This window comes from Comamonas humi (assembly GCF_054782535.1).
In genome coordinates, this window is record NZ_BAAGSH010000006.1 from 22,327 (window position 1) to 41,384 (window position 19,058).

Consider the following 19,058-nt stretch of genomic DNA (forward strand, 5'->3'; position numbering starts at 1 on the left):
CAACCGATACCATGCAACACGCCCCCCGGCCACACCCGGCCCGCACCGCCATCGCCCACGCCGCCCTCTGCCTGCTGTGCGGCAGCGCCACCGCCCAGTCCACCGCCACGCCCGAGACCGAGTCCGTCACCCTCAAGCAGGTGGATGTCGTCGGCAGCGCCACGGACACGCCCTCCGCCGCGCCCGCGCGGCGCGCGCAGGCCAGCTCGCGCCTGGGGCTGTCGGTGCTCGAAACGCCGCGCTCGGTCAGCGTGATCGACGGCGCCCTGCTCGAGCAGCAGCAGGCCACCACCGAGCGCGACGTGCTGCGCAACGCCTCGGGCGTCTCGTCGCGCAGCGAGTACGCCGGCTCGTACTCGCAGTTCGCCATCCGCGGGCTGTGGGCCAACAACACCTACAACTACCTGCGCGACGGGGCCAAGTTCATCCACCTGCTCGATCCGCCGCTGTTCAACATCGAGCGCGTGGAAGTCATCAAGGGCCCGGCGGCGCTGGAGTTCGGCCAGGTGGCGCCCGGCGGCCTCATCAACTACATCAGCAAGCAGCCGCAGGCCGAGGTGCTGCGCAGCGTCAAGGCCGGCGTGGGCAGCCACGGCTGGAAGAATGCCGCCTTCGACTTCACCGGCCCGCTGAACGCCGACGGCACGCTGCGCTACCGGCTGGACGGCGGCGCCAGTCGCGGCGGCAGCTTCGTCGATGGCAACACGCCGCGCAAGCAGGGGCTGGCCGCCAGCCTGGAGTGGCAGATCACCCCCGCCACGCGCTGGCGCGGCCAGGCCGAGTACCAGAGCCTCTCGGGCGTCTCCACCGTGGGCCTGGCCGTGCCCGACCCGAAGAACCCGCGCAGCGCCGACGTGCTGCCGGTGGGCGCCTTCTACGGCGAGCCCTGGCTCAAGACCGACGGGCATCTGCGCTTTTACTCCACCGAGCTGCAGCACCGCTTCTCGGACCAGCTCGAAGGCCGCGTCTACCTGTCGCGCAACGAGACCTTCCGCAACGTGAACATGGTCTACCCCATCGGCCCCGTCACCAACGGCCGGGTGGCCCGCAGCTACTGGCTGGCGCCGAACCAGAACTACGTCTCCGACACCGCGCTGGCCGAGCTGCGCGCCCAGGTGCGCACCGGCCCGGTGCAGCACACGCTGCTCGCGGGCGCCGACTGGCGCACCATCGAAGGCACCTACGGCATGCGCGGCACGGGCAGCCTGCCCGCCGTCGACCTGTACCAGCCGGTCACCGGCATCGCGCCGCCCGTGGCCGCCACCGGCCAGGCGGCCGTGGCATCGGACACGCGCAACACCGGCTTCTTCGTGCAGGACCGCATGCAGTGGGGCGACTTCGGCCTGCTGCTGGGCCTGCGCCGCGACAGCCTCAAGGACGCCTATACCCAGCCGGTGACCGATCTCGGCAAGACCCAGCCCAGCATCGCGCTGAGCTGGCAGCCCGCGCCGGGCACGCTGCTGTATGTCAGCCACGCGCGCTCATTCCAGGCCAATGCCGGCACGCTGCTGTATGGCGACCGGGCCGCGCCGCCGTCCGAGGGCCGGCAGATCGAGATCGGCTGGAAGCAGGAATGGCTGAACCAGCGCCTGCTGACCACCGTGTCGGCCTTCGACCTGGAGCTGACGAACGCGCCGGCCAGCGACCCGCAGCACCCCGGCTACTCGGTGCTGACCGCGCGCCAGCGCATCAAGGGCATCGAGCTCGAGGCTCAGGGGCGCATCACGCCGGCCTGGAGCATCACGGCGCAGGCCAGCTTCCTCGATCCGCAGGTGCTGGCCGACACCACGGCGGGAGCCAACGTCGGCAACCGCGTCGCGCTGGCCACCAAACGCACGGCCTCGCTGTGGACGCAGTACCGCCTGGCGCAGCTGCCGGGGCTGTGGCTGGGCGGCGGCCTGGTGAACCAGGGCAGCAAGTACACCGCCAACGACAACCGCTGGCTGCTGCCCGGCTACACCGTGCTCGAGCTGGCCGCGGGCTACCAGTTCGCCAACGGCGTGCGCCTGCAGGCCAACCTGAAGAACGCCGCCAACCGGCGCTACTACGTCGACGCGGCGACCACCGCCGCCGGCTTCGCCTCGGTCACGCCGGGCGAGCCGCGCTCGCTGTACGTATCGCTGGACTATGCGTTCTAGTTGGTTGATTGCGAATCTGTCTCAACCTTAAACGCAAGCAGAGCGCGGGATTGGGGGTTCCCCGCATGTCGGTTTGGTGAATCGAGGCGTTGGCTGCACAATGCCCTGATCCGTGAACCGATAGAAGAAGGAGCCCCCGATGAAAGGCGACCCGAAAGTCATCAGCTACCTGCAGGCCCAGCTCAAGAACGAGCTGACCGCGATCAACCAGTACTTCCTGCACTACCGCATGCTCAAGCACTGGGGCTTCGACAAGCTGGCCAAGAAGGAATACGAGGAGTCCATCGGCGAGATGAAGCACGCCGACTGGCTGATGGACCGCATCTTCATGCTCGACGGCCTGCCTAACCTGCAGGACCTGGCGAAGCTGCAGGTCGGCGAGGACGTGCCCGAGATCCTGGCCTGCGACCTGCGCTCCGAGCAAGGCGCGCAGAAGACCATCAAGGAAGGCATGGCCCACTGCGAGAGCGTGCGCGACTATGTCTCGCGCGACCTGCTGCAGAAGATCCTGGACGACACCGAAGAGCACATCGACTTCCTCGAAACCCAGATCGACCTGATCGACAAGGTCGGCCTGCAGAACTACCTGCAGTCGCAGATGGGCGAGTCCGAGTAAGGCCACTCGCACCAAAGAAAAACGGGCCTCGGCCCGTTTTTTTATGGGCTACAGCCCGGTGGGAAAGTGCACCCCGGCGCGCTGCGCCGCCTGCACGATGTGCGTGGCCATGGCCTGCTGCGCCAGTTCGGGTCGGCCCTGGGCAAGGCCGTCGATGATGGCCGCGTGCTCCTCGCAGGTGGCGTGGCGCGCGCCGCGCTTGTAGAACGGCAGGCGCTGGCTCTCCTGCATAACCTCGCCGCTGCCGCGCAGCACGTCGGCGATCGCATGGTTGCCCGAGATGGTGGCGATCTGCAGGTGAAAGTCGAAGTCGAGCCGGCTGGCCTGCACGAAGTCCGTGGCCTCGATGCACTGCTGCATGGATTGCAGGTTGGCCTGCAGCGCGGCCAGGTCCTCGGGCTGCACCACCAGGGCCGCGAGCCGCGCCGCAAAGCCTTCCAGCGCATAGCGCAACTGGTAGACGTCGGTGAGCGCATGCGAGTCGGCAAAGCGCCAGGCCTCGCCGGCCGGTGCTTCGGGCGCCTCGGTCACGTACATGCCCTTGCCGGGCCGCGCCACCACCAGCCCCAGGCCCTGCAGCGTGGACAGGGCCTCGCGCAGCGAGGTGCGGCTGATGCCCAGCTGCTCCGACAGGTCGCGCTGCGACGGCAGCAGCGAGCCCACCGGGTAGGTCCCGGCCTCGATCCACTCGCGGATCAGGCGGGCGGCCTGGCTGGCAACGGCGACGGTGGAGGTGGCGGGAGATTCCATGCGGCAGGGTCGGTCATCGGGAGGCAATGCGCGCCATCTTACCGACTCCGCGCCGCCCCGCACGCTACTTGTTGACCAGCTTGGCCGGCACGGTATAGGTCAGGAAGGCGCCGAACAGCAGCACGCCGGCCAGCACGAACATGGCCGCGTTGGTGCTCTGGGTCGCATCCTTGATCAGGCCGATCATGTAGGGGCTGATGAAGCCGGCCAGGTTGGCGAAGGAGTTGATCAGCGCAATGCCTGCAGCCGCGCCGGCACTCGACAGGATGGCCGTTGGCAGGCTCCAGAACAGCGGCGAGGTCGCGAGGCTGCCGCCCGCGGCCAGTGCCAGCGCCGCCAGCGACAGGTAGACGTTGCCGCTGAACACGGCCGACAGCGTGAGCCCCAGCGCGCCCACGCAGAACGGCACGATCAGGTGCCAGCGGCGCTCGCGCATGCGGTCCGAGCTGCGGCTGACCAGGTTCATCGACACCACGGCCACCAGGAAGGGCACGGCCGTCAGCAGGCCGACGCGGAAGGCGCCTTCCACGCCCGACTGGCGGATCAGCGAGGGCAGCCAGAAGGTCAGGCCGTACTGGCCCATCACCGTGCAGAAGCAGATCATGGCCATCTTGATGATGCGGGGGTCGGCGAACAGCGCACGCAGCGTCATGTGGCTGTCGGCCTTGCTGGCGTTCTCGCGGGCGATGTTGCGCTCGAGCAGCACTTTCTCGGATTCATTGAGCCAGTTTGCGCTGCGGATATTGTTGTCCAGGTACCAGAGCACGGCCAGGCCCAGCAACAGCGAGGGCACGGCCTCGATCAGGAACAGCCACTGCCAGCCGCGCAGGCCGGCGACGCCCTGCATCAGGTCCATGATGCCGCCCGACAGCGGCCCGCCCACGATGCCCGAGACCGGAATCGCGCACATGAACAGCGCCACCATGCGCGCGCGCCGGTACGAAGGGAACCAGTAGGTCATGTACAAAATCATGCCGGGGTAGAAGCCCGCCTCGGCCGCACCCAGCAGGAAGCGCAGCACGTAGAACTGCGTGGGCGTACTCACGAACATCATGGCCGCCGAGATCAGGCTCCACATGATCATGATGCGGGCAATCGTGGCCTTGGCACCGATGCGGTGCATCAGCATGTTGCTGGGCACCTCGAAGAAGAAGTAGCCGATGAAGAACAGCCCGGCACCCAGGCCGTACATGGCCTCGCTGAACTGCAGGTCGGCCAGCATGTGCAGCTTGGCAAAGCCCACGTTGACGCGGTCCAGGTAGGCCGCCACATAGCAGGCCATGATGAAGGGCAGCAGGCGCCAGGCGACCTTGCGGTAGACGGCGGCCTCGGCGGGGGTTTCGCCGGCCAGTGTGGCCGCCGGCACGGCGGCATCAGAGGTGGAGGAAAGGGAAGACATCGGGAGTCCTTGGGCTGGAGGGTTTGCGTGATGAAATCAACTGGTATGACCGGTATGAATTAATGGATCAAACCATAATCGAGAATGGCTTCTCATGCACTCGCATTTACCCTAGATCAGGCGGCATTGCGATTTGACATCCTGCTCATAACAAAACATACTGGTCATACCAGTTAAAAACACGAACGAGACTCCCTGTATGAATACCGCCCTGGAAAATGCCCCTGGTGGCGCGGCGCAGCCCGCCGCCGCCACCCACCGCCTGCGCGTGCAGCCCCTGACGGCCCAGGCCTTTGCCGACTTCGGCGAGGTGATCGACAGCGCGGGCCATGCGCCCATCCCCATCAACAACGGCATGACCGAGCGCTACCACGCGCTGGCCCGCGTGGACACCGGCGGCGCCGAGGGTCATGCGCTGATTAACCTGTTCCACGCGCTGCCCTACGCGCTGCCGCTGCTGCTGAAGGAAATGGAGCGCCACCCGCTGGGCAGCCAGGCCTTCGTGCCGCTGGAGGCACAGCCCTTCATCGTGGTGGTGGCGCCCGTGGGAGAGTCGGTGGAGCCCGGCGACCTGCGCGCCTTCATCACCGACGGCCGCCAGGGCGTGAACTACCGCCGCGGCGTGTGGCACCACTCATTGATCGCGCTGGAGGCGCCGGCACGCTTCCTCGTCGTCGACCGGGGGGGCCCCGGCGACAACTGCGATGTGCTGCCTATCGGCGACGGCTCCGGCGTGCTGCTGGAGCTGCCGGACGCCGGCTAAGGCCGGGGAACAGGCCCTAGTCGTCGGCCATCGCCAGGAAGTCGCGGCTGATGCCCGCGCCCAGGTTGTTGACGCGATCGAGGAAGCGCGTGAGGAAGGCGTGCAGCCCCGTCTCCAGGATCTCGTCGATGCGGCCGTACCTCAGCTCGGACAGCAGCAGGCCCGCCTGGCGCTGCGTTTCCGCCGAGTGCTTGTTGGCGACCAGCTCCAGGTTCTGCACCACCTCGCCCATGCTCGCGTGCAGCGAGCGCGGCATGTCGCGCCGCAGGATCAACATCTCGGCCACGCGCGCAGGCGTGATCACGTTGCGGTAGACCTTGCGGTAGACCTCGAAGGCCGACACGCTGCGCAGGATCGCGCTCCAGTGGTAGAAGTCGAACGGCGCCGCGTTGCGGCCATTCGGCACGGCAAGTTGCCCGCCGTGGTATTCGCTGGTGATGGCATGGAAGCGCACATCCAGCAGCCGCGCGGTGTTGTCCGCCCGCTCCAGGAAGGTGCCCAGGCGCACGAAATTGAAGGCGTCGTCCTGCAGCATGGTGCCCTGCACCACGCCGCGCGAGACGTGCGAGCGGTGCTTGACCCATTCGAAGAACTGGCCGGGGTCGTTCTCGAACCGCTTTTCGCGCAGGTAGCGCAACAGCACCAGCCAGGTGCTGTTCTGCGTCTCCCACACCTCGGTGGTGAGCGCGCCGCGCACGGCGCGGGCATTCTCGCGCGCGCCCTGCAGGCAGCAGACGATGGACGAGGGATTGGTCTCGTCGCGCACCATGAAGTGCAGCACGCCGTCGCGGGTGATCTGCGCATGGCGCTGGTAGTAGGCGGGCAGCAGCTCGCTGATCGACAGCACGCTCTCCCAGGCCTTGGTCGCCGCCTCCTGCGACTGGGGCAGCATCGAGGTCTCGTAGCTCACGTTCAGCATGCGGGCGGTGTTCTCTGCCCGCTCGGTGTAGCGGGACATCCAGAACAAATGGTCTGCGGTACGGCTCAGCATAAAAAGACTTCCTCGGCTATGGAGTCCCGCCCCTCGGGCCGGACTCCCATACATACATCGACATCGCGCCAGAACCTGGGCTTACTGGTCCACCATGCCCGGGGGCAGCGGGTCGTCGGGCCCGCGCAGCACCCAGGTGTCCTTGGTGCCGCCGCCCTGCGACGAGTTGACCACCAGCGAGCCCTCCTTCAGGGCCACGCGCGTCAGCCCGCCGGCCACCATCTGCACCTCCTTGCCGCTGAGCACGAAGGGGCGCAGGTCAATATGGCGCGGCGCGATGCCGCTTTCCACATAGGTGGGGCTGCTCGAGAGGCTGAGCGTGGGCTGCGCGATGTAGCCGGCCGGGTTGGCCAGCAGCGCCGCGCGGAAGTCCTCGATCTGGGCCTTGGTCGAGGCCGGGCCGATCAGCATGCCGTAGCCGCCGGCGCCATGCACCTCCTTGACGACCAGCTCGTCGAGGTGCGCGAGCACATACGCCAGGTCGTCGGGCTTGCGGCAGATCCAGGTGGGCACGTTCTTGAGGATGGCCTCCTCGCCCAGGTAGAAGCGGATCATGTCCGGCACATAGGGGTAGACCGACTTGTCGTCGGCCACGCCGGTGCCCACCGCATTGCAGATGGCGATGTTGCCCGCGCGGTAGGCCTGCATGAGCCCGGCGCAGCCCAGCGTGGACGTGGGGCGGAACACCCGTGGATCGAGGAAGTCGTCGTCCACGCGGCGGTAGATCACGTCCACCCGCTGCAGGCCTTGTGTGGTGCGCATGTAGACCACGTCGCCCTTCACCACCAGATCCTGCCCTTCCACCAGCTCCACGCCCATCTGCTGCGCGAGGAAGGCATGCTCGAAATAGGCGCTGTTGTACATGCCGGGCGTGAGCACCACCACCGTCGGGTTGGCGGCCGTGTGCGCCGGGGCGCTGGCGCGCAGCGTGTCGAGCAGCAGGTCGGGGTAGTGGGCCACCGGCGCCACCGCGTGGCTGCCGAACAGGCTGGGGAACAGGCGCATCATCATGCGGCGGTTCTCCAGCATGTATGACACGCCCGAGGGCACGCGCAGGTTGTCCTCCAGCACGTAGTATTCGCCGCTGCCATCGCTGTTCGCGGCGCGCACGATGTCGATGCCGGCGATGTGCGCGTAGACGTCGAGCGGCACGTTCACGCCCTGCATCTCGGGCCGGTATTGGCTGTTGTCCAGCACCAGGTCGCGCGGCACGATGCCGGCCTTGAGGATCTCCTGGCCATGGTAGACGTCGTGGATGAAGCGGTTGAGCGCCGTGACCCGCTGCACCAGGCCCTGCTGCATGCGCGCCCACTCGGGGGCGGAGATGATGCGCGGGATCAGGTCGAACGGGATCAGGCGCTCGGTGCCCGAGCCGTCCTCGTCCTTCTCACCATAGACCGCGAACGTGATGCCCACGCGGCGAAAGATCAGCTCGGCTTCGGCGCGGCGCGCCTGCATGGACTCCAGCGGCTGCTTGGCCAGCCATTGCGCATACTGCTGGTAGTGGGGCCGCACATTGCTGCCTTCGATCGGCAGCGTTTCGTACATCTCATCGTATCGGGCCATGGGCGCTTCCTTTCATGGTCAGGATAGCAAGTTCCAGGCCCGGTTCCGGCTATCGCTTCTACCAAGCCTCTACGCCCTGGACGGCCCCAGCCGCCGCACCATTGCGGTGCACGTCGTGCCGCCAGAAATGCCGGCTGGCCTCGCGCTCGCACCGCCATGAAGCCGGCGCGGCGGACTCCCAGGCCAGCGCACCGCAGGCATCGCTCACCGCCAGCGGTATGCCCTGCGCGCGGTAGCGCTCGGCCACTTCCGCGGCCGGATGCCCGAAGCGGTTGCGGTAGCCGGCCTGCGCCACCGCCAGCCGGGGCGACACGGCCTGCAGGAAGGGCGCGCTCGACGAGGTCTTGCTGCCATGGTGCGGCGCCGTCAGCAGGTCGGCTGCCAACGGCTCGGGGCTGCGCTGCACCAGTTGCAGCTCTTGCGGCCTTTCCAGGTCGCCAGCCAGCAAAGCCACCGCACCCTTGCCACCATCGGCAGCGGAGGCCTGCACCCGCAGCACGCAGCTGCGCGCATTGGTGCTTTCGCGCCCGCCCGGCCGCGCCGCCTCGTCCACCGGCGCCTCGGCGAAAGGATGGAGCACGGAAAACCGCACGCCGTCCCAATCCCAGGCCATGCCGGCCACGCAGGACCGGTACGTCCCGCCCGCCGGCAGCAGCGCCCGGTAACGCGCCTCCAGCATAGGCGGCAGCGAGCCCAGCACCTGCGCGGGCGCGAGCTGCGTGATGACGGCCTCGGCGCCGCCGGTGTGGTCGGTGTCGGCATGGCTGAGCAGCAGCGCATCGAGCGGCCCGCCCAGTGCCCGCAGCGTGGGCACCACCAGCCGGTCGCCCGCGTTGCTGCCCACACCGTACTGCGGCCCGGCGTCGTAGAGCAGTTGGTGGCGCGCCGTCTGCACCAGCACGGCCTGGCCCTGGCCCACATCAAGGGCCAGCACGCGGAACTGGCCCTCGGCCGGCCGCAGCGGCTGCCAGCACAGCGCCGGCAGCAACAGCGGCAGGCCCAGGCTGCGCAGGCCGGCGGGCAACGGCAGCACCAGCCACAGGCCGCCGGCCACGGCCGCGCCGGCCGCCCACCAGGGCGCGGCCGGCAGCCACACGGCCGCATGAGGCCACTGCGCCAGCCAGCGCAGCCCGGCCACCAGCGGCTGCATGGCCCAGGCGGCCGCATCCCACAGCGGCGGCGCCAGCGTGCCCAGCAAGGCCAGCAGCGTGACCACCCAGGTCACCCACGGGATCGCCAGCAGATTCGCCAGCAGCCCCACCACCGACACCTGGCCGAACAACAGCAGCGACAGCGGCGTCAGCGCCACCGTCGCCACCCACTGCTCCTTGAATATTCGGTAAAAATGGCCTCCAGCGCTTGATACACGAGCGCCACCAGCTACAAAATCAGAAGCAAACAGCATCCCCACGGCCACAAAGCTGAGCCAGAAGCCCGCCTGCAGCAGCGCCAGCGGCTGCACCGCCACCACCACCGCGCAGGCCAGCAGCCAGGTCGCATGCCAGGGCCACTGCCGCCCGGCCAGGCGCAGCAGCACCACCACGGCCAGCATCAGCACCGTGCGCTGCGCGGGCACGCCCCAGCCGCTGAAGACCGCATAGGCGGCCGCGGCCAGCACGCCGCCGGCCAGGGCCGCATAGGGTGCGGGCCAGCGCAGGCACAACCAGGCGCTGCGCCGCCACAGCGCGCCGATGGCCAGCGTGGCCACCCAGGCAAACAGCGTGATATGCAGGCCGGAGATCGCCATCAGGTGGGCCACGCCGGTGGTGCGGAACAGCCGCCAGTCCTCGCGGTCGATGGCGCGCTGCTCGCCGGTGACCAGGGCCACCAGCACGCCGGCGATGCGCTGGCGCTCCTGCGCGGCGGGCGCGGAAGGATCGACCGGATCAGCTGGCACCAGCCGCGCCACCATGGCATCGCGCACCCGCTGGCGCAGCCGCTCCACCGGGTAGGCGCCAGTGGCGGCGAGCAACTGCGGCGCAGGCTCGCGCACATAGCCCACGGCCTGCACGCCCTGCTCCCACAGCCACTGCTCGTAGTCGAAGCCATGCGGATTCAGGTTGCCGTGCGGCGCGCGCAGCCGCACCACCATGCGCCAGCGCTGCCCGGCGTGCACATCGGGCAACGGCGCGGCATCAGTCCCGCGCGACCAGGCCGAGGCGCGGTACCACGCCAGGTCGACCAGCGGCGGCAGCGCCACCGGCTGTGCGGCGGGTGGCCGCTGCGCCGACTCCACCTGCAGCCGCAGGCGCAGCCCCTGCGGCGTGGCCACGGGCATCTGCACCACCACGCCCTGCACCTCGATGTCCACGCCTTCGAGCGCCGGATCGAGGCGCTGGCTCCACTGCTGCGACGCCCGCAGCCCCGACCATCCCCAGACCAGGGCCGCCGCGGCCAGCAGCCACCACATTCCGCTCCATTGGCCACGGCACTTCCAGGCCACCAACGCCAGCACGCCTCCCAGCGCCAAGGCCGCGGCGTAGGTGCCGGCCGCCGACAGCTGCGGCTGCACCACCTGCAGCCCGGCGCCCAGCAGCACGCCCCACAGGGCCGCGGCCAGGCGCCGGCGCGGGCGCCCCGGCCCCGCCGCGATTGCCGACTCGATGAAACCCCACCCTCTTCCCATGCCCCATGGTACGAGCTTCAGCCGCCCTGGTGTTTTGTGCCACACTCGGCAAGCACTTTTCCATCCACCTCCTAGAGACAGCCATGAGCGTTTACGACCGACTCCAAGCCCTGAACATCACCCTGCCTCCCGTCGCCATTCCCGCCGCCGCCTACGTGCCCTACGTGCAGACCGGCAACCTGTTGTTCCTGAGCGGCCACATCGCCAAGAAGGACGGCAAGGTCTGGGCCGGCCAACTGGGCCGCAACCTCACGACCGACGAAGGCAAGCAGGCCGCGCGCGCCATCGCCATCGACCTGCTCGGCACGCTGGAGCACGCCACCGGCGGCAACCTGAACCGCATCCGCCGCATCGTCAAGGTGATGAGCCTGGTCAACAGCACGGCCGACTTCACCGAGCAGCACCTGGTCACCAACGGCTGCAGCGAGCTGCTGGCCGAGGTCTTCGGCGAGAACGGCACCCATGCCCGCAGCGCCTTCGGCGTGGCCCAGGTGCCCATGGGCGCCTGCGTGGAGATCGACCTGGTCGCCGAACTGGCGTAAACCCGCGTTTGTCCCGGCAGGGACAAGCCGCCCCCCAGGCGATTTCTAGAATGGCTCTGCACTGTTAGCAACACGATCTATGAGCCATTCCCCTCTCCAAGCACTGCTGGATTCCGTGCGGGCCGTCGCGCCCGAATGCGTCGACATCCGCCACAAGATCCACGCCCACCCCGAACTCGCCTTCGAGGAGCGCCAGACCAGCGACCTCGTCGCCGAGCGGCTGGCCTCCTGGGGCTACGAGGTGCACCGCGGCCTGGGCGTGACCGGCGTGGTCGGCACGATGAAGAAGGGCAGCGGCACCAAGGCCCTGGGCATCCGCGCCGACATGGACGCGCTGCCCATCCAGGAGAAGACCGGCCTGGGCTACGCCAGCACCATCACCGGCAAGATGCACGCCTGCGGCCACGACGGGCACACCGCCATCCTGCTGTGCGCCGCCAAGTACCTGGCGCAGGCCGACTTCGACGGCACGCTGAACCTGATTTTCCAGCCCGCCGAGGAGAACGAGGGCGGCGCGATGCGCATGGTCGACGAAGGCCTGTTCGAGCAGTTCCCCTGCGACGAGGTCTACGCGCTGCACAACGCGCCCGGCCTGCCGGTGGGCAAGCTGGCCATCAGCCCCGGCCCGGCGATGGCTTCGTTCGACAAGGTCACCGTCACGCTGCGCGGGCGCAGCGCCCACGGCGCCATGCCGCACCATGGCATCGACTCCATGCAGTGCGCGGCCAGCATCACGCTGGGCCTGCAGTCCATCGTCAGCCGCGAGATCGACGCGCTCAAGAGCGCCGTCATCACCGTCGGCTCCATCCAGGCCGGCGAGGTCTACAACATCGTGCCCGAGAGCGCGGTGCTGAAGATCGGCGTGCGCACGCTCGATCCCCAGACGCGCACCCTGGTCGAGAAGCGCATCCGCGAATTCATCACCGGCCAGGCCCAGAGCTACCAGCTGCAGTGCGAGATCCACTACGAGCGCAAGTACCCGGTGCTGGTCAACCACCCGGCGCAGACCGAATATGCGCGCCAGGCCGCCGTCCGCCTGGTGGGCGAGGAGCATGTGCTGGAGCGCCAGCCCACCATGGGCAGCGAGGACTTCGCCTACATGCTGGAACACCGCCCCGGCGCCTACATCCGGCTGGGCAACGGCGTGGGCGAGGACGGCGGCTGCATGGTGCACAACCCGCTGTACGACTTCAACGACAAGGCCTTGCCCCTGGGTGCCGCCTTCTGGGTGCACCTGACCCAAAGCTATCTCGCCTGACCCTTTTCACCATCCGTTTCCCGCCATGCAAGCACTGAACCGTCGCCAACTCCTGCAATACGGCGGCGCTGCCGCCGCCGTCGCCAGCCTGCCCGCCTGGGCCAACGATGCCTTTCCCGCCAAGCCGCTGTCGCTGGTGGTGCCCTACCCTGCCGGCGGCGCCAGCGATGTGTCGGCGCGCATCTTCGCCGAGTCCATCGGCAAGAGCGTCAAGCAGCAGGTTGTCGTCGAGAACTACGGCGGCGGCACCGGCCTGATCGGCGCCGGCAAGGTGCTGAGCGCACCCGCGGACGGCTACACCTTCTTCCACGGCGGGGCTGCCGACGTCTTCCTGACGCCCATGCTCAACACCGCCGCACGCTACAAGCCGCAGGACTTTGCGCTGGTCGCCCCCATCAGCGAAGCCAACATCATGCTGCTGGTGCGCAACGGCATTCCCGCGCAGACGCTGGATGAGTTCCTCGCCTATGCCAAGCAGCACCAGGGCAAGCCGCTGACCTACGGCACGGTGGGCATCGACTCGATGTACCACCTGATGGGCGACTCCCTGGCCGCGCGGCTCGGCCTGCCCTTCCTGCACGTCCCTTACAAGGGCGCGGCCCCCGCCTTGCAGGATCTGGCCGGCGGCCAGGTTGATTTCGCCATCCTGCCCTACCAGGCCAGCTTCGAAGGCATGCAACAGCAGGGCCGGCTGAAGATCCTCAGCAGCTTTGCCAAAGTCCTGCCCGCGCCGCTCAAGCACATTGCGCTGATCTCGCAAAGCAAGCTGGTGCCGGATTTCGAATACACCATTGCCGGCGGATACTTCGTGAAGGTGGGCACGCCCCCCGAGCGCATGGCCGTGCTGCGCAAGGCCATTGGCGAGGCCCTGGCCAACCCCGAGATACGCTCCAAGCTGGAGCAGGAAGGCCGCAACGTGGCCAGCCCCATCGCTACGCAGCAACAGGCCGACGACAGCTTCAACACCCAGTACAAGCGGGCCGCCGACCTGATCCGCAGCGTGGGGCGCCAGCCAAGGGCCTGATGGCACCAAGGCATTTGCCGCGCACTACACTGCGCCGCTATGCCGTCGACTTTCAAACGCCTGCGCAGCGGCTGGATGGTTGCATCCACCTGCGCCCTTGCCAGCTGCGCCACCCCGGCCGGCGACGCGGACCTGGCCCGCTACCAGGCCTCGGCCCAGTACTCGGCGCAGGACCAGCGCTTCCACAACCTGCCCAACCCCGATGCGCGCCCCACCCAGGGCGGCGCGCGCATCTGGTGGCGCTTCCTGTTCGGCGACAAGAGCGGCACCCAGCCCGTCGATGCCATTCCGGTGCGGCCGCTCACCCGCACCCAGCTCGACGCCCTGCCCGGCGATGCCAACCACCTCGCGCGGCTGGGCCATTCCTCGCACCTCCTCAAGCTGCAGGGCGGCTACTGGCTGATCGACCCGGTGTTCGGCGAGCGCGTGTCGCCGTTCAGCTTCATCGGCCCCAAGCGCTTCCACGCGCCGCCCATCGCGCTGGCCGAGCTGCCGCCGATCACCGGCCTGGTGCTGTCGCACGACCACTACGACCACCTCGACCGCCCCACCATCGAGTACCTGCTGGGCAAGGTCGAGCGCTACTTCGTGCCGCTGGCCGTGGGCGCGCGTCTGCGCGAGATGGGCGTGGCGCCCGAGCGCATCACCGAGCTGGACTGGTGGCAGGAGGCCGAGCATGCCGGCGTGCGCCTCACCGCCACGCCGTCGCAGCACTTCTCGGGCCGGAGCCTGAGCGACCGCGACAGCACGCTCTGGGCCTCGTGGGCCTTACAGGCCGGCGGCCAGCGCATCTTCTACAGCGGCGACTCGGGCTACTTCCCGGGCTTTGCCGAGATCGGCCGGCAGCTCGGCCCCTTCGACATCGCGCTGATGGAAAACGGCGCCTACGACCCCTGGTGGCCCTCGGTCCACATGACGCCCGAGGAGACCGTGCGCGCCTTCGAGGACGTGCGCGGCCAGCTGCTGTACAGCGTGCACAACAGCACCTTCTCGCTGGCCTTCCACGCCTGGCGCGATCCGCTGGACCGCCTCGCAGACCTGGCCGGCCAGCACGGCTTCGCGCTCGCCACGCCCGAGATCGGCGAGGTGCTGACGGTGGGCCAGGCGCGCAGCAACGCGCTGTGGTGGAAAAACCTGCGGTAAAAAAGCCGCGTTAAGCAATGATGACCGCAATGGCGCTAATGGCGGCGCCGGCGCGCACTACCATCGGCCCCGCGCACGCCTGCCGCGTGCAGACCCATCCTGGAGACACCGCATGAGCAACACCCCCGCCCGCCTGACCGACCACCCCGAAGAAGCCGCCGTGCGCGTGCCACTCGAGCTGTACATGCGCGGCCATGCCGAGGACAACGCCGCGCACATGCGCGCCGCCTTCATGCCCACCGCGCGGCTCGAGAGCGTGCGCGAAGGCCCGCTGACCTCGTGGGACGTGGACACCTACTGCCAGCGCTTCAAGAACACGCCGGCCGCCGACGAGGCCACCCGCCGCCGCACCATCGACACGATGGACATCGTGGGCACGGCCGCCAGCGCCAAGGTCACGCTGGTGCATGGCAACATCACCTTCACCGACTACTTCGTGCTGCTCAAGACCGAGCAGGGCTGGAAGATCGCCAACAAGGCCTTCCACGCCCAGGTGGCCTGAGCCCCGTAAAGTTCAGATAAAAATAGCGGCTAGCGCTTACCATACAAGCGTCATCCGCTATTTTTTTGATAGTACATCCAGGATAGACCTGGGCGCACTCACTCCGCCTGGATATGCGCCCGCTGCGCCACGTCGCGCATCAGCGGCAACTCGCGCGCCACGCGCTCGCGCAGCGCGCTGCCCGGGCCCCAGGCGGGCGTCAGGCCGGTATCCAGCAGCTTGCGCTGCATCTCGGGCGCGGCCATCACGTCGGCCAGCGCCTGCTCCAGTTTCTTCTGCACCGGCGCGGGCAGGCCGGCCGGCGCCAGGAAGGTGAACCAGGTGCTCATGTCGAAGCCCGGGAAGCCGCTCTCGGCCACCGTGGGCACCTGCGGCAGCAGGCCCAGGCGCTGCGCGCCCAGCGCGGCGATCGGCTTGATCTTGCCGGCCTTGATCAGCGGCGTCGTCGCCACCACCGTGTCCACCGCCAGTTGCACCTGGCCGCCCATCAGCGCCGTCAGGCTGGGGGCGCTGCCGTTGAAAGGCACGTGCAGCATGTTCAGGCCGGTGGTGGTCTTGAGCAGCTCGCCCGCGAAATGCACCGACGACGCCGTGCCGTAGGAGCCGTACGAGAACTTGTCCGGCGCGGCCTTGGACTGGGCGACCAGCTCCTGCAGCGAATTCGCCTTCACCTCGTTGCTGGCCACCAGCACCAGGCCCATGTCGGCCACCACGCCCAGCATGGTGAAGCCGCGCTGCGGATCGTAGGGCAGCGTCTTGCGCACCACCGGGTTCATGGTCAGCGTCGAGCCGGCGCCCAGCAGCAGCGTGTAGCCGTCGGGCTGCGCCTTGGCGACCAGCGCGGCCCCCACGGACGTGCCGGCGCCGGGCCGGTTGTCCACGATCACCGGCTGGCCCAGCTTCTCGCCCAGCGAGGTGGCCAGCAGCCGGCCCAGGATATCGGTGGCGCCGCCGGGCGCGAACGGCACGACCAGCCGGACCGGATGGTCGGGATAGTGCTGCTGCGCAAGGGCCGGCTGCAGCGCCAGCGCGGCGGCGCCGGCCGCCAGGCTGGCGAGGAATCGGGCACGGGACATGGCCATGGTGAAAGCTCCTGAGGAAGAGATCTTGTGGGGAAAAGGCGTCAGGCCAGCAGCGGGCTCGCCACGCGCGCATGGCCGCTGGCCTGGTCGTAGGCATGGCCGATCTGCAGCACGGCCAGGTCGGCCTGCGCCGGGCCGATGATCTGCAGCCCCGCCGGCAGCCCCTGCGCGCCGAAGCCTGCAGGTGCGGCCAGCGCCGGCAGGCCGGCCATGGTGGCGGGCACCACGGTCTGCATCCAGCGGTGGTAGGTGTCCATGGCGCGCCCGTCCACGGCCTTGGGCCAGTCCAGCTCCGCGTCGAAGGGGAAGACCTGGGCCGCGGGCAGGATGAGGAAGTCGTAGGTCTCGAACAAGCGGCGCAGCACCTCGTACCAGGCGCTGCGCACCCGGGCGGCGGCGTAGATGTCCATGGCCGACAGCGCGCGGCCGCGCTCCATCTCCCACACGGCCTCGGGCTTGAGCAAGGCACGCTTGGCCGGGTCGTCGTACAGCGCCGCATTGGCGCCAGCCACGCTGAAGCTGCGCAGGTCGATCCAGGCGCGCCACAGCTGCTCCAGGTCGAACGGCGGCAGCACCTCGTCGACCGTGCAGCCGATGTCGGTGAAGGCCTTGAGCGCCGCGCGGCAGACGTCGAGCACGCCCGGCTCGGTGGGCAGGTGTCCGCCCAGGTCGCCCAGCCAGCCGATGCGCGTGCCGCGGAAGTCGCGCGCCAGCGCTCCGCCCCAGTCCTGCGTGCCCTCGCCGCGCCGCGTGAGCGGCAGCCGCGCGTCGAACCCCGCCTGCACCGACAGCAGCAGCGCCAGGTCGGGGATGTTGCGCGCCATCGGCCCGGCCACGCTGAACTGCTGGAAGAACACCTCGTCGCCCGGCCCGTGCGGCACGCAGCCCACCGAGGTGCGCAGGCCGTAGACGTTGTTGAACGCCGCCGGCGTGCGCAGCGAGCCCATCATGTCCGAGCCGTCGGCCACCGGCAGCATGTGCAGCGCCACGGCCACGCCGGCGCCGCCGCTGCTGCCGCCGGCCGAGCGCGTGGGGTCGAAGGCATTGCGCGTGGTGCCGTAGATAGGGTTGTAGGTATGGCCGCCCAGGCCGAACTCCGGCGAATTGCTGCGCGCCACAAACAGCGCGCCGCCGGCGCGCATGCGCTCGAAGATCACCGCGTCGCTCTGCGTCACCTGGCCCGCGAAGATCGGCGAGCCCTTGGTGGTGACCATGCCGGCCGCCGGCGAGATGTCCTTGGGCGCCTGCGGAAAGCCGTGCAGCGGCCCGCGGCTGTGGCCACGCGCCAGCTCGGCGTCCAGCGCACTGGCCTGCGCGCGCAGCGGCTCGCGCTCCATGGGCGCCACCAGCGCGTTGACGCGCGGGTTGAGCCGGTCGATCTGCGCCCAGTAGGCCTCCAGCACCTCGGCGCACGACAGCTCGCGCCGCTGGATGGCAGCCGACAACGCGGTCGCCGTCAACTCGACAATCCCGCCCGCTGCCTGCCCGGCCGCAGATGCGGCGTCAATGGAGCCCAGATCCATGGAAATTCCCATCCAAGAAGATGCAAAGCGGCCAGAATACGCAGGAGGCCGGTTTTCGGCAATCGACTTTTTCTTGATTTATCGTTGCGTTTTACGCAAATCAGCAACTACCCTTATGGTCTCCCATCGCCTGCAGGACACCGCGCTGCGCTACTTTCTGGAAGTGGTGCGCAGCGGCTCGGTCAGCGAGGCCGCGCTGCGGCTGAATGTCTCGGCCTCGGCCGTGAGCCGCCAGGTGGCGGCGCTCGAGGACTTGCTGCAGGTGCCGCTGTTCGAGCGCCGCCCGCGCGGCATGGTGCCCAGCGCGGCGGGCGAGCTGCTGGCGGCCCATGCGCGGCGCGGTGCGCTCGAGGCCGAGCGCGTGGTCTCCGACATCCAGGCGCTGCAGGGCCTGCGCCGCGGCCACATCCGCGTCTGCGGCTCGGCGGGCTTTGCGATCGAGTTCCTGCCGCGCGCGATCGCGCTCTTCCAGGCCAGGCATCCCGGCATGCAGTTCCAGCTCAAGGTGGCCGCGCCGGCCGAGGTGACGCTGGCGGTGCAGAACGGCGACGCCGACATCGGCCTGACCTACAGCCGCGCGGCCGAGCGCGACATCGCGGTGCAGCACCGCCAGGTCTCGCCGGTGATCGCCATCATGCGGCCCGACCATCCGCTGGCGCGCTTCGCCAGCCTGACGCTGGCGCAGATGCACCCCTACCCCATCGCGCTGCCCGACGGCGGCAACACCGCGCGCCAGCTCTTCGACATTGCCAGCGGCCAGCGCGGCCTGCTGTTCGAGCCGGCGCTGGAGAGCAGCCAGTTCGAGGCGTTGATCCATTTCGTGCTGCACGGCGGCGGCCTGTCGCTGGGCGGCGAGGTGACGGTGCGCGAGTATGTGCGCCGCGGGCAGCTGCACGCCGCCGCCATCCGCGAACGCAGCCTGCACGGCCGCGCCATCGAGCTGCAGACGCTGACCGGGCGCACGCTGCCGCAGGGGGTGCGGGCTTTTCTGGAGCATCTGCGGGTGTTGCTGCCAGGGGAGTGAAGGCTGCTGAGCGAAGCCTGCTTTTTTGGCGACAGAGGCCGGGATTTCGCCCCGGCGGGCGACCTACTTTCTTGCGCGTGCAAGAAAGTAGGCAAAGAAAACGCCCCGACT

16 protein-coding genes are annotated in these 19,058 nt (G+C 69.1%); 9 read left to right on the top strand and 7 right to left on the bottom strand.

The features are described from left to right. Positions 1–11 precede the first annotated feature (11 nt). On the top strand, positions 12–2,138 hold the full coding sequence (locus tag ACYVKR_RS07030; RefSeq protein ID WP_460480102.1) for a TonB-dependent siderophore receptor: 2,127 nt from the start codon (positions 12–14) through the stop codon (positions 2,136–2,138). Between the two features lie 139 nt (positions 2,139–2,277). After that, positions 2,278–2,754 carry a ferritin-like domain-containing protein gene (gene bfr / locus ACYVKR_RS07035; RefSeq protein WP_460480103.1) on the top strand — a complete coding sequence of 159 codons (477 nt, stop codon included), beginning with the start codon at positions 2,278–2,280 and terminating at the stop codon, positions 2,752–2,754. A gap of 48 nt (positions 2,755–2,802) precedes the next feature. Here the strand turns inward: bfr and ACYVKR_RS07040 are convergent, their stop codons facing one another. Both ACYVKR_RS07040 and ACYVKR_RS07045 read right to left on the bottom strand, forming a co-directional pair. After that, entirely contained in the window at positions 2,803–3,504 is a 702-nt protein-coding gene (locus ACYVKR_RS07040) for a FadR/GntR family transcriptional regulator (RefSeq protein WP_460480104.1), read from the bottom strand. Between the two features lie 64 nt (positions 3,505–3,568). Further along, on the bottom strand, positions 3,569–4,903 hold the full coding sequence (locus ACYVKR_RS07045) for an MFS transporter (RefSeq protein ID WP_460480105.1): 1,335 nt from the start codon (positions 4,901–4,903) through the stop codon (positions 3,569–3,571). Positions 4,904–5,102: 199 nt separating this feature from the next. On the opposite strand from ACYVKR_RS07045, the gene ACYVKR_RS07050 reads away from it, so the two are divergent. Continuing rightward, positions 5,103–5,666 carry an ureidoglycolate lyase gene (locus ACYVKR_RS07050; RefSeq protein WP_460480106.1) on the top strand — a complete coding sequence of 188 codons (564 nt, stop codon included), beginning with the start codon at positions 5,103–5,105 and terminating at the stop codon, positions 5,664–5,666. A gap of 16 nt (positions 5,667–5,682) precedes the next feature. On the opposite strand, the gene ACYVKR_RS07055 is transcribed toward ACYVKR_RS07050, so the two are convergent. The 3 genes from ACYVKR_RS07055 to ACYVKR_RS07065 form a co-directional block, all read right to left on the bottom strand. Next, positions 5,683–6,657 (bottom strand): alpha-E domain-containing protein, encoded by a 975-nt coding sequence (locus ACYVKR_RS07055; protein WP_460480107.1) that lies wholly within the window; start codon positions 6,655–6,657, stop codon positions 5,683–5,685. A gap of 81 nt (positions 6,658–6,738) precedes the next feature. After that, a complete protein-coding gene (locus ACYVKR_RS07060) occupies positions 6,739–8,223 on the bottom strand; it encodes a circularly permuted type 2 ATP-grasp protein (protein WP_460480108.1) in 1,485 nt (494 codons plus the stop codon). A 58-nt stretch (positions 8,224–8,281) separates the two neighbouring features. Beyond that, a complete protein-coding gene (locus ACYVKR_RS07065; protein ID WP_460480109.1) occupies positions 8,282–10,849 on the bottom strand; it encodes a ComEC/Rec2 family competence protein in 2,568 nt (855 codons plus the stop codon). An 83-nt stretch (positions 10,850–10,932) separates the two neighbouring features. Between ACYVKR_RS07065 and ACYVKR_RS07070 the strand changes: the two genes are divergently transcribed. From ACYVKR_RS07070 to ACYVKR_RS07090, 5 genes are all read left to right on the top strand, one after another. Then, on the top strand, positions 10,933–11,391 hold the full coding sequence (locus ACYVKR_RS07070; protein WP_460480110.1) for a RidA family protein: 459 nt from the start codon (positions 10,933–10,935) through the stop codon (positions 11,389–11,391). Between the two features lie 79 nt (positions 11,392–11,470). Then, the gene (locus ACYVKR_RS07075; protein ID WP_460480111.1) at positions 11,471–12,649 is read left to right on the top strand and encodes a M20 aminoacylase family protein; all 1,179 of its coding nucleotides are present in this window, start codon (positions 11,471–11,473) and stop codon (positions 12,647–12,649) included. Positions 12,650–12,674: 25 nt separating this feature from the next. Further along, on the top strand, positions 12,675–13,673 hold the full coding sequence (locus ACYVKR_RS07080) for a tripartite tricarboxylate transporter substrate binding protein (protein WP_460480112.1): 999 nt from the start codon (positions 12,675–12,677) through the stop codon (positions 13,671–13,673). Between the two features lie 75 nt (positions 13,674–13,748). Next, positions 13,749–14,816: an MBL fold metallo-hydrolase gene (locus ACYVKR_RS07085; RefSeq protein ID WP_460480113.1), complete on the top strand. Its 1,068-nt coding sequence runs from the start codon at positions 13,749–13,751 to the stop codon at positions 14,814–14,816. 112 nt (positions 14,817–14,928) lie between these two features. Beyond that, entirely contained in the window at positions 14,929–15,318 is a 390-nt protein-coding gene (locus tag ACYVKR_RS07090; protein ID WP_460480114.1) for a nuclear transport factor 2 family protein, read from the top strand. A 98-nt stretch (positions 15,319–15,416) separates the two neighbouring features. Here the strand turns inward: ACYVKR_RS07090 and ACYVKR_RS07095 are convergent, their stop codons facing one another. Both ACYVKR_RS07095 and ACYVKR_RS07100 read right to left on the bottom strand, forming a co-directional pair. Then, the gene (locus tag ACYVKR_RS07095) at positions 15,417–16,400 is read right to left on the bottom strand and encodes a Bug family tripartite tricarboxylate transporter substrate binding protein (protein WP_460480115.1); all 984 of its coding nucleotides are present in this window, start codon (positions 16,398–16,400) and stop codon (positions 15,417–15,419) included. A gap of 41 nt (positions 16,401–16,441) precedes the next feature. Continuing rightward, positions 16,442–17,923, bottom strand: coding sequence for an amidase (locus ACYVKR_RS07100; protein ID WP_460480116.1), 1,482 nt, complete (start codon positions 17,921–17,923; stop codon positions 16,442–16,444). A 115-nt stretch (positions 17,924–18,038) separates the two neighbouring features. On the opposite strand from ACYVKR_RS07100, the gene ACYVKR_RS07105 reads away from it, so the two are divergent. Then, complete coding sequence (locus ACYVKR_RS07105; RefSeq protein WP_460480117.1) at positions 18,039–18,947, top strand: LysR substrate-binding domain-containing protein; 909 nt, start codon at positions 18,039–18,041, stop codon at positions 18,945–18,947. Positions 18,948–19,058: the final 111 nt, after the last annotated feature.